Source organism: Flammeovirgaceae bacterium SG7u.111 (genome assembly GCA_034044135.1).
Taxonomy (GTDB): Bacteria; Bacteroidota; Bacteroidia; order Cytophagales; family Flammeovirgaceae.
In genome coordinates this window covers 1525282-1538807 of sequence record CP139021.1, presented here as the reverse complement: position 1 = coordinate 1538807, position 13526 = coordinate 1525282, and the positions used below count along the sequence as shown (strand labels likewise).

Here is a 13526-nt window from a genome sequence, read left to right as displayed (position 1 = left end):
AAAGCCTAAACTTATTAGTAGGAATTTGAGTTTTCCTTCTTATAACTTTGGATGCTTCAAGACCTACCTTATATTTGAAGCAATACAATGATTTAATTAGTAAAATCTTTTAAAAGTAATAATTGGCTTCAAATGGAAGTAACCAACCCACTAACCTACGCAGTACCTTTTTTTCTAACCTTTATTGTAATAGAAATTGTGCTTAGCCTAAAGCACGAGAAACACCTCTATTACTGGAACGATTTGTTTGCCAGTATATCAATGGGAGGTGGTGCTGCTATTTTGGCAATTTTCACCAAAGCTGCAACATTTGCACTATTTTGGGCAACCTTCGAGCTTTTCAAGCCGCTTCGTATGGCTTGGTTTGGCTACGAATCGTTCGGTTATGCTTGGTATGTTTGGATCATCTGTCAATTTTTAGATGACCACAACTATTACTGGCATCACAGGTTGAGCCATACAGTACGAGTTTTATGGGCTGCACACGTTGTCCACCACTCTTCCGAATATTTCAACTTCGGATCAGGGATTCGCAACGGATGGTTCACGCTTTTCTACAAGCCTCTTTCGTGGATGTGGCTGGCTGTAATTGGCTTTGAGCCTCTTATGATTGTGACATGCTTGGGCATACAAGCGGTGTACCAGTTCCAGCTTCACACCCAATCAGTTCCCCACTTGGGTTTCTTGGAAAAATTCATGAACACTCCGCGCCAACACCAAGTACACCACTCATGCAACTACGAATACTTAGATAAGAACCACGGAGGTTTTCTCAATATCTTCGATAGATTATATGGAACCTTCCACCAATACGACGAAAAAATAGAACCTAAATTTGGCGTATTGCACCCCCCAGAAAGTTACAATCCTTTTGTGATAGCCTTTCACGAGTTCAAGGAAATAGCCAAGGATGTAAAGAAGTCTAAAAATTTAAAGCATTCATTTATGTACATTTTTGGCCCTCCAGGCTGGAGTCCCGATGGGTCTACCAAAACTGCTAGGCAAATCCAACGCGAACTTTTCGAAAAAATGGATAAGCAATCAGAGGCCCAACTTGCATAACAGAAGCATTTTCAACTAAGATATATAGCCATCCCCCAAAAAGGGATGGCTTTTTTTTGATAAAAAAAATTTATATTACTACAAATCAATCACTTAACTATTTTATCAAAAAATCCTCGTTTTATTTTTATGGATTTTTTATGAATCACACATCTCTATTTCAAACACAGAAAGTATTCATACAAAATCAAAATAAAATGAAATCGACATTCAGCAAATTCAGCTTTTTTCTAGGCTTATTTTTAATCACAGTAAGTTCTTGTACCAAAGAAGCCCAAACGGGAAAACAAGAGGTAGCAGACCAAGTTCACCCTACAGGCAAACCACAACCCACCGTTGCCTATGAGCAACGAGCGATGAAAGAGAAAAAACTCAACCAAAGCAGGAGGAAGATGCTCAAGTCTGAAGAAAAGGTGTACGCACCTGCTATTGAAGAGCTAGCCATGGATATGGAAGTAGAAGAAGAAACAATAGTAGAAGCTTTAGAAATAGAGATAGATGAAATAGCAAGCGAAGGTGAAAGTTTCAATACCGAAGAATATGACCAAATCATAGAAAATGCCTTTCAAACACCATCTGACAATCCTCTTTCTACCTTTTCTATTGATGTAGACAATGCTTCGTATACCAATACCCGCAGGTTCATAGACAATGGCCAAATGCCTTATAAAAGCGCTGTTCGTATAGAAGAGTTTATCAACTATTTTGATTACGACTACCCAGCTCCTAAAGGCGAGCATCCTTTCTCCGTAACTACGGAAATGTCTCAAGCCCCTTGGAACAAAAAGCATAAATTGGTACACATAGGATTACAAGGCAAAGATCTTGATTATGAGAATATTGCCCCTTCTAACTTGGTATTCTTAATCGACGTTTCTGGCTCAATGGAAGACACAAACAAATTACCTTTGCTAAGGTCATCTTTCAAGCTTTTGCTCGAAGGGTTGAGCGACAAAGACAAAGTAGCCATAGTAGTTTATGCCGGTGCTGCTGGCTGTGTATTGCCATCTACTCCCGCTACTGAAAAAAGCACCATCATGCGTGCTCTTGACAACCTCCAAGCGGGTGGATCTACTGCTGGTGGCGAAGGGGTAAAACTTGCCTACAAAATTGCGATGGAGAACTTGATAGAAGATGGAAACAACCGTATCATCTTGGCGACTGATGGCGACTTTAACATTGGCACTTCTTCTACTTCAGAATTGGTAAAAATGATAGAAGAGAAAAGAAAATCAGGCATTTACCTCACTATTTGCGGATTTGGGATGGGCAACTATAAAGATGGAAGAATGGAACAAATCAGCAATGCTGGTAATGGAAACTACTTCTATATTGACAATATCAAAGAAGCAAACAAGGTATTTGTAAAAGAGATGAGAGCAACTCTTTTCACCATAGCCAAAGATGTGAAAATCCAAGTAGAATTTAACCCTGCAGAGGTACAAGCTTACCGCCTAATTGGCTATGAAAACCGCATGCTAAAAAGCGAAGACTTCAACGACGATACCAAAGATGCTGGCGAACTTGGCGCAGGCCATACTGTTACCGCCTTGTATGAAATCATCCCTGTGGGAGTTGAAAGCAGCTTCATCAAATCGGTAGACGAATTGAAATACCAAAAAGTAGAGAAAACCTCCTCGGCTTCTAAAGGTGAGGTATTGACCGTAAAACTCCGCTATAAAAAACCAGATGGAGAAAAAAGCATCTTGCTTTCTCAAACTCTTAAAAACAGCAAAACTGCTCTGAACAAAACAAGTGACAACTTCCGCTTCTCCGCATCAGTTGCCGCTTTCGGAATGCTGTTGAGAGAATCGGAATTCAAAAGCGATGCAACCTACGAATTAGCGATGCAACTTGCCAAAGGTGCTAAAGGAGACGATAATGAAGGCTACCGCGCTGAGTTCATCAGCATGGTGGAAATGTGTAAATTGATGGCAAAATCAAAAGTAGAAGCTTCTATGGAATAAGAATCAGAAGATTTGTACTGAGACAAAGTTACCGTTTCGAAAGACTGAAATAGTAAATAGCATGGAGCCTGGCTTCATGCTATTTTTTTAGTAGGCCAGTGGTGGCTACCTGGAGAAGAATACATTCTAAACCTGAATTCATTTTAGAGTATGTTTAAAATTTAAGTTTTTAAGCGAAACAGGTAAAATTTAAACATACTCTTAAGCTAGACCAATAGCCAAACCTACGCTCCCAAAATTTGGGCAGTATGATCTTTGGTTTTTACCTTTTTGAAGATGTTTTCTATCTTGCCTTCTTCGTCTATCACAAAGGTGGTTCGGAACGTGCCCATGTATTTCCTTCCATACATCGACTTCTCGCCCCAGGTGCCAAACTGCTCGTGTATTTCCTTTTCGATATCTGCTAAAAGCGGGAAAGACAATTCATGCTTTTCGATAAACTTTTGGTGCGATTTCTCAGAATCGGAACTTACGCCCAATACTACGTAGCCCTTATCTTGAAGCTCTTTGTAGTTATCCCGCAGGTTGCAGGCTTGTGCCGTACAGCCCGGAGTATTATCTTTTGGGTAGAAATAGAGGATTACTTTTTTACCTTTAAAATCTTCCAGTTTTACCGTATTTCCATTTTGGTCAACTCCCTCAAATGCTGGCGCTGTGTCTCCTATTGCTAATTCCATTTCTTTTGTAATTGTGTGTTTAATTAAAAAATAAACCTTGGCAAAGAAACTCAAAAAAGAGGCAAAAGTTTAGCTTTTAAAAGTATAAAGGCGCTTTTAAGCATGCCTGCGCAAAGCATATTCATAATAACCAATGTAAAAACCTAGTACACTACTGATAACAGGCAGGACGAAATTCCAGACTCCAAGCGAAAGGGCATTTGCCAATAAAATCCCTACGGAGGCACTGGCTACAGTAATGAGCAGCACAATCATGGCTCCGTCCATCGATAGTTTTTTGTTAGTGGCCCAAAGCAACAAGCCGGCAAGCCAAACTCCTGTAAATGAGCCTATATATATTCCTATATTGGCAGTAAAACCAATCAAAAAATTAAGATTCCCTAACAAAAGTGCTAATCCTAGACCAATGATAATTTGGAAAATTGAAACTGGAATTATCTTTTGTGTGTTCATGATTTTCTAAGATTTAATGCTCTTCAGACAAGACATAGATAGGCTAAAAAATGGCTGGGAAGAACAAAAAACAAGTGAACAGGAATAATTGAGGGCTAAGCAGGAAAATCCCCCCTTGGTTTTTCATTGCCAGCTCTAAAACTTAGTTTTGCAGCCCGATTATGTAAGGCAAAATAACCACAACTAACCAGCAAAGACGGACGAAACGCCCTCTATTATAAAAATGCGCCCTAAGTGGCATAATACACTAAACCCATGGAAAATCTAGTTGCCGAAATTAAAGAATTGACCGCTGGTCTAAGTTCTGTAGAGGCTCTGACGAAATTGGCAGAGCGCTTTGAAGGCAAAATTGCCTTCTCCACCAGTTTTGGTTTGGAAGACCAAGCCATCACCCACCTTATTTTTTCAAACAACATCCCCATAAAAGTATTCACACTCGACACGGGTAGGATGTTCAAAGAGACCTACCGTACGTGGGAAGACACGGTGAACTCCTACGGAAAACCTATCCATAGCTATGCGCCCAAAGGTGATGCAGTAGAAGCTTTACTTACCGAAAAAGGACCTTATAGTTTTTACCGCTCTGTAGAAAACAGAAAAGAATGCTGCGGTGTGAGGAAAGTTGAGCCACTAGGCAGGGCTCTCGATGGCATTGGTTGCTGGATCACAGGTATCCGTGCCGATCAGTCGGCTAACCGTGAAGACATGAGCAACGTAGAGCTAGATGCAGGTAGGGGAATTATCAAGTTCCACCCTATTTTCGATTGGAGCTTTGAGGATACAAAAGCGTTCATCAAAAAAGAAAATGTACCATTCAACGTACTGCATGACCGAGGTTTCCCAAGCATTGGCTGTGAGCCTTGTACCCGTGCCGTAAAAGAAGGAGAAGACTTCCGCGCCGGCAGATGGTGGTGGGAAGACAAATCCAAAAAAGAATGCGGCCTTCACGAGAAGAAGTAGAACTTCCCCGTCCTTCGGACACCCCTCCTTTTTTAAGGAGGGGAAATAAAAAAAAGAATTTGGTGAGTATGAGCGTTTTCAGGTTATGCAATATACTGACCAAATCAACAACAGGATAGCACTAAAAGGTTTTAGAAAGCAGCTTCGAAATAACTCTACCAAGGCTGAGGTTCATTTGTGGAGATTTTTAAAAGGAAAGCAGCTAGAAGGAAGAAAGTTTCGCAGACAGTTTAGTATTGAAAACTATATCATTGATTTCTACTGTCCCTCAGAAAAACTTGCTGTAGAACTTGATGGAGCTGGGCACTTTACCGAAGAGGGGATGAAATATGACGAAGAAAGAACGAAGGTGTTGAATTCTCATGGCATAAGAGTTATTCGGTTTGAAAATAAAGTTGTATTTGAAGCAATAGAAGCTATTCTAGAAGAAATCAAAAACAATTTTACTTCAAGAAACATTTCCTAGTATTTCAGGTATTTCTCTTAATAGAAGCTCCACAGATAAGGGGAGCTGTCCGGAGGACTGAGGGGTTGCTTCCCTATTATCAACAGATCCTCCACATACTTCCTCATTTTTTATGATAAACAAGTAGTCTATCCTACATTTGGAACTAGTAGTAGCGATCCTAACTAACACTTTTTTTTAGATTGCTAGTTTTTGATAGACTAATTAGGTTTAGACAAGAGAAGTTGGAGACTAGAAGTTAGAAATGACATTTACACAGAGCTTTTGTTTTTTACCTTTCATTGTCTGACCTCCAACGTTTATCTTCTAACCTCTTCTTTCCAATAGGGAAATCCCTACTATATTTGGTTAGTCAAGTTAGTGTATAAAGACTCTTTCAAACTCATCACAAAGCCAGTCAATGCAATATGTTTTTTGATAAAACAGTACAGAACATCAATCGGTTACGGGAATTGATAAAGGTGCTTGGTCGCTATGGGTTTGAGGATATTGTAGTGAATACGGCTCTCCGAAAGTTCATCTCTGCCAAAAAGCGAGTAGCATGGACCCGTTCCGATATTTCGGTGTTTGAGCTTACCCGCTGGGAGCGAATCCGGATGGTGATAGAAGAGCTGGGACCAACCTTTGTGAAGCTTGCCCAGCTGCTGAGCAACCGCCCAGATATACTACCTAGCGCACTTATTGCCGAGTTTGCTATCCTCCAAGACAAAGTTCCTCCATTTGAAGGAGCTGAGGCAAGGAGAATAGTAGAGGAAGAAACTGGGAAGACAATTGAAGAGCTTTTTGCTTATTTTGACGAAGTGCCACTCGGTTCGGCTTCCATAGGGCAAGTGCACCGAGCTAGGCTCAAAACAGGCGAAGATGTAGTGGTGAAAGTACAGCGGCCGGGCGTGAAGGAAAAGGTAAAAACCGATTTGGCTTTGCTCCGAGAATTTGTCCGCTTGGCGGAAACATATTTCAAGAAAGCAGGTATTCTCAACCCGCTCGACATTGTAGATGCTTTTGAGCGAAGCATGTACAAAGAGCTAGATTATAACATAGAAGCGGCTAACCTACTCAATTTCAAAAAGCTTTATAAGAAAGAAAAAGAGTTTTACATCCCTAAGGTTTACCGCGATTTCACCACCAACAGGGTACTGACCATCGAGTTTATCAGCGGGTGTAAAATCACCAATATAGAGCAGCTAACAAGCTGGGGGCTAGAACCCGAAAAAATTGCCGAAAAAGGCTTAGATATTTACCTCAAACAGATTTTTGAGTTTGGCTATTTCCATGCCGACCCGCACCCTGGCAATGTGCTGGTGCGCCCCAACGGAGAGATTGTATTGATTGATTTTGGGATGGTGGGCAAGCTCACGCAGCAGCAAAAGTTTGCTTTTTCGGGAGTGTTCATTGGACTCGCTTCTCAAGATGCCAAAGGCATTGCCCTCAACCTCCGCAGGCTCGCCATCGACAGCGATGTGGATGATGACCGCAAATTTGAAATGGACATTGTGGAGCTGATAGAAGACATGGTAATCTTCGCCAATGAAGATGAGGGCATGTCCGAATTGACGGGGCGTTTGCAAAAAATCATCTACAATTACCAGCTGAAAGTACAAGGCAGCGTCTTTCTGATCTTAAGAGCCTTGGCTATTTTGGAAGGGATTGGCAAGAAACTCCATCCAAAGTTTGAAGTAATGGAATTCATAAAGCCATACGGGGTAAAAGTAGTAAAAGAACAATATTCCCTCAAGGCTATTGGCTTGGACTTGTATTATACATCTTCCCAATTTGCCTCCTTGCTCTACAACCTTCCTTTCGAGATCCGCTCCATAGTAAGGAAAGTGCGGAAAGGGACGCTGCACCTAAACATAGACCACCACGGCTACGAACCCCTGCTCGATAGAATAGATTTTGCCACCAACAAATTAGTGATTTCACTGATTATCATGGGCTTGTTGGTTTCCTCTGCCATCAGCATAAGCATGCCCTTTTCGGAAAATATGCCGTATTTTTTTGGGATTCCATTTATTAGCCTATTGGGTTTATCTACCGCTATATTCCTTGGTGTACTCCTTTTCTTCTACATGCTTCGAAAACCGTGATGCCTATAGAGGTTTAACAATTCGTACCTAAAAAACTAGGCAAGGCATACCTTGGCTCTACCAGATTTATTTGCTAGTTTGAGCTACCAATCAAACCTGCTTTTTTTCAGATGAAACGAATGATCACATTAACTTTTAACCTTCTTTTGATATCGCTTTTTGTGGCTTGCCAGCCCAATGAAAAAGCAGATAATCGCCCAAATATCTTGTGGATAGTTGCCGATGACCTTGGTACTGACTTGGGCTGCTACGGCGAGGAATTGGTGCATACGCCGAATCTGGATGGCTTGGCTGCAGAGAGCCAAAAATATACAAACTTCTTCACGGTTTCGGCAGTTTGTTCGCCCAGCAGGTCTACGCTGATTACGGGGATGTACCCCCAAAGTATCAATAGCCACCAGCACCGTACGCAGTTCAGAAGCCCCTTGCCGGGACATGTAGCACCCGTTACGCACCATTTTAGGGAAGCTGGTTATTTTACCTGCAATGCAAGCTTTGAAAATTGGGACAAGCCTGGCAAAGAAGATTATAACTTCTTTGCCGATAGCCTTTTTGATGGGACTAACTGGAACCAACGCACTGAAGGACAGCCCTTTTTTGCCCAAATCCAAATCCATTACCCCCACCGAGATTTTAAGCGAGACCCCACGCACCCAGTAGATCCGGCAAAAGTAAAAGTACCGCCTTATTATCCTGACCACCCCGTGAGCCGCCAAGATTGGGCGCTGTATTTGGAATTTATCCAATTGCTAGATGTAGAAGTTGGGAAAGTACTGCAAAAACTAGAAGAGGATGGGCTTGCTGAAAATACCATTGTGTTTTTCTTTGGCGACCAAGGCAGGCCACATGTGCGGGCAAAGCAATTTATGTATGATGGCGGTATTCAAACTCCACTAATGATTCGCTTCCCCGACAAAGCGAAGGCGGGAACTGTAGAGCCAAACGTAACCAGCAACCTCGACCTTGCCGCTACGGCTTTGAACTTGGCAGGGATCGCCGTTCCAGATTACATGCAAGGCAAACCATTTTTGGGTGAAAATGCACAGCCAAGGAAATATGTATTTTCTGGTAGAGATAGGCGAGATGAAACTGTAGATAGGATTAGGGCAGTGCGCTCCAACCAGTTCAAGTACATCCGAAATTTCTACCCCGAAAAGCCTTATACGCAATTCAATTTTTATAAAAAGCATGCATACCCCGTGCTCACGCTCATGCAAGTGCTGCACAAGCGGGGGGAGCTTACACCAGACCAAGCCAAGTTTATGGCAGAAACAAAACCTTACGAGGAGCTTTACGATATACAAAATGACCCTTGGGAATTGAACAACCTTGCCGAGGACAGTGCATACGCTGAAAAAATGGTGGAAATGCGGGCCCAGCTAGATATTTGGTTAGAAGAATCGGATAAGGGAAAATACCCAGAAGCACCCAAAGAAATTGAATTTGCCCAACAGCATGCCAAAGAATTTTTTCCAATACAAATGAAGAATAAGCGAGGGCTAGCAGCAGACATTTCGGATGAGGAGTTTTTGGAATATTGGGAAAAAGTGCTCACGCCCACAGTGAAGGAAATATCGCTAGACTAGTTTTCTAAAGTAATGCCCCATTATTCCCCCTCCATTAGGAATTCTAATCCTACATGTAGGCAATCGGTATTGGAGTAGAATAATAGCTGTTAAGTAAGTCCTATTCTAACTAGTTTATATTTATCTTCGGCCAGCGGTAGCTTATGCATTTAACCGCCAAAAAGGGTATTAATAGCATGTTTAAATTTTACTTATTTTGCTACAAACGACCACGGTGAACTTGTCCGATTATTGAATCTCAACCTGATCGTTTTTGCCTGAAAGCTTAACATTTAAATATGCTCTAACTGGACAACTATTACTAAAGGAAAAACTAAGAAAATGTCTTCAAAAAACTTGCCTATGCCTATTATGACCAAAGCGACCATTGCGCTGTTGTTTTGGATATTATTGTATTTTTTCCTCACTACTTTCCGCAACTTTCTTTACCCCATCTGTTTGGCGATTTTGTTTGCTTTTTTGTTATATCCGCTAGCCCGTTTTTTTGAAAAGCGCAAAGTGCCCCGCATTTTGGCAAATATCCTCACTATTATTATTGGATTGCTGGTGGTGTATGGCGTACTATTCTTTATTTATAGGCAGATGTTGGTCTTTTTGGGAGACCTGCCCACGCTCAAGACCCAAGCCTACAGCAATATAGAAATGATCATAACTTCGGTAGAAAGTATGTTTGGCATAACAGCCCCTCCAGAAGAGCTTTATGAAGAAGTGCTGACACGTTTTTTTGAGCAAAGCTCTGCTAATATTGCAGTGATGCTGGCGGCCACAACCAATACACTTTTTACTTTTTTTATCATGCCGGTGTATGTATTCTTCTTTTTATATTACCGCGATAAATTCAGTGCATTTATTTTACAGCTTGTCCCCGATACACAACACCTTCTTGCCGAAGACACCATCACCAAAGTTTCTTCTATCACCAAAAAATACATGTCGGGTGTATTCCTAGTGGTTTGTATCCTTTGCATCCTCAATTCGGTGGGCTTCATGATAGTGGGACTAAAGTACGCTGTTTTACTGGGCGTAATAGCTGCCATCCTCAATTTCATCCCTTACTTTGGGACTATCTTGGGCTACTCCGTACCCCTCCTAGTTGCTTTGCTCACAACCGATTCTCCAAAATATGCTTTGGGCGTAGTAATCCAGTTTATCATTATCCAGTTTACCGAAAACAATATACTTACCCCCAATATAGTAGGTGGACAAACCAATATCAACCCATTTTTCATCATATTGGGCGTATTGCTAGGTGGGGTAATTTGGGGCTTGCCAGGCATGTTCATCGTCATCCCCGTGATAGGGATGATCAAAATAGCCTGCGAATCTATCCCAAGGATGCAGCCTTTGGCATTCTTGATAGGAAATACTGGGACGGAAGAGCATGCCATTACCATTACCAAAGTCCAGCGCTTTTTCGGAATTAAAAAGTAGAGTCGTAATCAGTTCGCCTCTAAGAAGCTGTTTGGGAATTATATTTAAAAATTGTTATCGCTTATTTTGGATGCAGAATAAGGCAAAATCGACAAAGATAGTGGCCGCCGTGGAGCGGAGCTATCTGCGGAGATTTTATCGCGGACGGCTAGTCGAAATTATGCGCCAAAAGAAGCACATAAGAATTTTGAAGATACATTTCAAAACAGCTTCTAAGGTGTTTATTTCTCCGCCACCCAAATTAGCGGATACCTCACGGGCATGTTACGCAGCACCTCGAATGTGTTGGTTTCAAAGGTTAATTGATCGAACAAGGCGAGGTACGAGGGCTTGCCGAGCTTGATTCCGGCAAAGAGCAAGCTCGGGTGTTTTACCGGCCACTCGTCCCAGTAGAGCACATCTGGCTCGTAAGTCCACCCCGATTTGTCGGCAATGAAAGGGTACATAAATTCCATGCCCAAAGCCAAGCTTCGTCCGTCAGGCGTACTGTATTCAAACAGGTTTTCTTCGGGCGTGGAAAGGATGAAACAGGTGGTAGCCAGCGCATCGAGGTTGAAAAGCGAGTAGTTGTAAGGCTTGGTGCGCTTGAGCTCAAGGGGGAAACCTCCCAAGCTATTCATCTGCTGGGGGAGCAGCATCGTTTTGTACATTTCTCGGGTATACTCCTTTAGTTCTTCATTTTGCGTAAGGTCGGCAAATGCGGCTACTTGCAGTGCCCAAGTACTGCTGTGGTTGTTGCCATTGTCCCTTTCGGCAAGCCCGTATTCGTGCGTGGTCATCCACTGGAGGTATTCCTCAAACCATTTTACTACCCCGCTCAGGTCGGTAGTTTTCCCCAGCTCACTGCGCTGGAGCAACTGCACCGCTTTGGCTACTTCTATCAGATGAATGGTATCTATTATGCCAATTCCCCTGCCCGTAACCCTGCCTTTTATGGCCTGTCCAAACATCAGGTTGGCCTTCATTTTAGTTGTTGGGTTCATAAACCAGGCCTCCAAATGAGGAATGAGTGCATTGAGGTATTTTTCATCTCCCGTAATCACATAAGCCGAAGCCAGCGAGCCCGCAATTTTGCTAAAGCGCACCATCCATTCTCGGTGAAGGGTGAAGTTTTCGGGGTTGGTCATGCCATCTCGGCGGATGTAGGCACTGTCCGGGTTTTCAGGATCTGGCCACCAGTAATCTCCTTCTGAGTAAAAGTCGTTGGGGCTGCCTGCCGAACGTTCGCAAAAGGAGTCGGTCACGGTGATGATTTGCGCCGAAAGGTTGGCTTCTGCTTCTTTCAGTAGCTGATCGGTATCGACCTTTATTGGAAGTTCTTTTTTAGGGGTGGAACAAGAAAATAGTGCAACAGCCAAGAAGATGGCGAAGAAGTGGGTAATTGTTCTGTGAATAGTCATCGGATAATAGTTAGAAAGTTTTAAACTGGGCTTTGGTTAAAGATAAGTACTGATAGGTGAATAAGAAGCCGTTGGACTTAAAAAAAAGCGACAAATTCATAAACTATTATTCAATGAAAGGTAACATGTATAAATCGATTTGTTAGGGGGAAAGTGCTTGCTTTGAGCTTTTGATTGTAGGGCATGTTGAAACTATACAAGTAGCATGAGCAGAAAGTATGATGTAATAATAGTAGGAGCAGGAATTGTTGGCTTGGCACACGCTTATCAGGCTGCTAAAAACAAACTTCGTGTGTTGGTAATAGAGCGAAACGAGTTTGCCCTCGGGGCATCTGTCAGAAACTTTGGTTTGGTCTGGCCTATTGGGATGAAGAAAGGAAAAATGCTGGACAGGGCATTGAAAAGCAGGAAAATATGGAAGAAAATACTGAAAGAACAAGGAATAGGATATAAGAAAAATGGCTCGCTTTTACTCGCCTACCACCCTGACGAACTAGAAGTGCTGAAGGAGTTTGTAGACTATGCGGAGGATGCTCCTTACGAAGTGGAAATGCTTTCGAGAAAAGAAATGAAAAAACGGTATGCACATGTAAACCCATCCAATTTGAAAGGAGGCTTGATGAGCAGAACAGAAATGACCGTTGACCCACGGGAAGCCATCCAAGGAGTTGCCGACTTCCTAGCCGAAGAATTGAATGTAGATTTCCTTTTTGGAAGGACAGTAACGGGGATCAACCTACCAGAAGTGACTACTTTTGACCAGAAATTTACTGCCCAAAAAGTTATCATCTGCTCTGGAACCGACTTTGAAACCTTGTACCCCGGACAGTTGAAACAAGCTGGCTTAACCAAATGCAAGCTGCAAATGATGCGGACAGTGCCTATTCAAGGTTTTGAGCTAGGGCCAACGCTCTGTGGAGGGCTTACCTTTCGGCATTACAAAGCCTTTGAAAAGTGCCCTTCGGTAAAAAAGCTGAGGAAAAGGCTAGACAAGGAATGGCCTGAACAAAAGAAATACGGCATCCACGTAATGCTGGCACAAAACCTCCAAGGGGAGCTGGTGATCGGCGACTCACATAAGAATGGAAGCGAACACTTTCCTTTCAACGAAGAGGTAATAGACCGGGCTATCCTTACCTATTTGGAAACATTCTACCATACCTACGGCTTAAAAATAGCCCAACGTTGGGAAGGTATCTATCCTAAGTTGCCCAATGGCAAAACTGAGCTAATCCTCCAGCCCGAACCCAATGTACTGCTGGTAAACGGTCTAGGCGGAGCTGGCATGACCTTGTCGTTTGGTTTGGCGGAGGAAGTGGTGAAAGAGTTTGTGTTGTGAACCATGGAAATAAACCACAAAAGTTACCCTATAATTCACGACTATTGGGCAATGAAATTTTGCTCTTCCTTTTTATTTATTTGTCGGGGTTGAATCTA

The 13526-nt window shown here is 42.4% G+C and carries 11 protein-coding genes; 8 read left to right on the top strand and 3 right to left on the bottom strand.

All coding sequences use genetic code 11. From position 1 onward, the window contains the following. The first annotated feature begins 132 nt into the window (after nucleotides 1–132). Together R9C00_06040 and R9C00_06035 are read left to right on the top strand one after the other, a co-directional pair. Nucleotides 133–1062 carry a sterol desaturase family protein gene (locus tag R9C00_06040; protein WPO37001.1) on the top strand — a complete coding sequence of 310 codons (930 nt, stop codon included), beginning with the start codon at nucleotides 133–135 and terminating at the stop codon, nucleotides 1060–1062. A gap of 197 nt (nucleotides 1063–1259) precedes the next feature. Further along, nucleotides 1260–3029 (top strand): VWA domain-containing protein, encoded by a 1770-nt coding sequence (locus tag R9C00_06035; protein ID WPO37000.1) that lies wholly within the window; start codon nucleotides 1260–1262, stop codon nucleotides 3027–3029. A gap of 224 nt (nucleotides 3030–3253) precedes the next feature. Here R9C00_06035 and bcp read toward each other — a convergent pair whose 3' ends face one another. Together bcp and R9C00_06025 are read right to left on the bottom strand one after the other, a co-directional pair. Continuing rightward, nucleotides 3254–3706 carry a thioredoxin-dependent thiol peroxidase gene (bcp, locus tag R9C00_06030; protein WPO36999.1) on the bottom strand — a complete coding sequence of 151 codons (453 nt, stop codon included), beginning with the start codon at nucleotides 3704–3706 and terminating at the stop codon, nucleotides 3254–3256. 96 nt (nucleotides 3707–3802) lie between these two features. After that, nucleotides 3803–4159: a hypothetical protein gene (locus R9C00_06025; protein ID WPO36998.1), complete on the bottom strand. Its 357-nt coding sequence runs from the start codon at nucleotides 4157–4159 to the stop codon at nucleotides 3803–3805. A 255-nt stretch (nucleotides 4160–4414) separates the two neighbouring features. Here R9C00_06025 and R9C00_06020 point away from each other — a divergent pair, with 255 nt between their 5' ends. From R9C00_06020 to R9C00_06000, 5 genes are all read left to right on the top strand, one after another. Next, complete coding sequence (locus R9C00_06020) at nucleotides 4415–5119, top strand: phosphoadenylyl-sulfate reductase (protein WPO36997.1); 705 nt, start codon at nucleotides 4415–4417, stop codon at nucleotides 5117–5119. A gap of 85 nt (nucleotides 5120–5204) precedes the next feature. Then, nucleotides 5205–5585: an endonuclease domain-containing protein gene (locus R9C00_06015; protein ID WPO36996.1), complete on the top strand. Its 381-nt coding sequence runs from the start codon at nucleotides 5205–5207 to the stop codon at nucleotides 5583–5585. A gap of 407 nt (nucleotides 5586–5992) precedes the next feature. Beyond that, on the top strand, nucleotides 5993–7672 hold the full coding sequence (locus tag R9C00_06010; GenBank protein ID WPO36995.1) for an AarF/ABC1/UbiB kinase family protein: 1680 nt from the start codon (nucleotides 5993–5995) through the stop codon (nucleotides 7670–7672). A 110-nt stretch (nucleotides 7673–7782) separates the two neighbouring features. Beyond that, nucleotides 7783–9258, top strand: coding sequence for a sulfatase (locus tag R9C00_06005; protein WPO36994.1), 1476 nt, complete (start codon nucleotides 7783–7785; stop codon nucleotides 9256–9258). Nucleotides 9259–9579: 321 nt separating this feature from the next. Continuing rightward, nucleotides 9580–10689: an AI-2E family transporter gene (locus R9C00_06000; protein ID WPO36993.1), complete on the top strand. Its 1110-nt coding sequence runs from the start codon at nucleotides 9580–9582 to the stop codon at nucleotides 10687–10689. Between the two features lie 221 nt (nucleotides 10690–10910). Here R9C00_06000 and R9C00_05995 read toward each other — a convergent pair whose 3' ends face one another. Then, complete coding sequence (locus R9C00_05995; protein ID WPO36992.1) at nucleotides 10911–12089, bottom strand: alginate lyase family protein; 1179 nt, start codon at nucleotides 12087–12089, stop codon at nucleotides 10911–10913. Nucleotides 12090–12294: 205 nt separating this feature from the next. On the opposite strand from R9C00_05995, the gene R9C00_05990 reads away from it, so the two are divergent. Beyond that, on the top strand, nucleotides 12295–13428 hold the full coding sequence (locus tag R9C00_05990; protein WPO36991.1) for a TIGR03364 family FAD-dependent oxidoreductase: 1134 nt from the start codon (nucleotides 12295–12297) through the stop codon (nucleotides 13426–13428). Nucleotides 13429–13526 lie beyond the last annotated feature (98 nt).

Coding starts and splice junctions, on each gene's coding strand:
- R9C00_06040 (WPO37001.1), top strand. CDS start 133: ATGGAAGTAACCAACCCACTAACCTACGCAGTACCTTTTTTTCTAACC.
- R9C00_06035 (WPO37000.1), top strand. CDS start 1,260: ATGAAATCGACATTCAGCAAATTCAGCTTTTTTCTAGGCTTATTTTTA.
- bcp (WPO36999.1), bottom strand. CDS start 3,706: ATGGAATTAGCAATAGGAGACACAGCGCCAGCATTTGAGGGAGTTGAC.
- R9C00_06025 (WPO36998.1), bottom strand. CDS start 4,159: ATGAACACACAAAAGATAATTCCAGTTTCAATTTTCCAAATTATCATT.
- R9C00_06020 (WPO36997.1), top strand. CDS start 4,415: ATGGAAAATCTAGTTGCCGAAATTAAAGAATTGACCGCTGGTCTAAGT.
- R9C00_06015 (WPO36996.1), top strand. CDS start 5,205: ATGCAATATACTGACCAAATCAACAACAGGATAGCACTAAAAGGTTTT.
- R9C00_06010 (WPO36995.1), top strand. CDS start 5,993: ATGTTTTTTGATAAAACAGTACAGAACATCAATCGGTTACGGGAATTG.
- R9C00_06005 (WPO36994.1), top strand. CDS start 7,783: ATGAAACGAATGATCACATTAACTTTTAACCTTCTTTTGATATCGCTT.
- R9C00_06000 (WPO36993.1), top strand. CDS start 9,580: ATGTCTTCAAAAAACTTGCCTATGCCTATTATGACCAAAGCGACCATT.
- R9C00_05995 (WPO36992.1), bottom strand. CDS start 12,089: ATGACTATTCACAGAACAATTACCCACTTCTTCGCCATCTTCTTGGCT.
- R9C00_05990 (WPO36991.1), top strand. CDS start 12,295: ATGAGCAGAAAGTATGATGTAATAATAGTAGGAGCAGGAATTGTTGGC.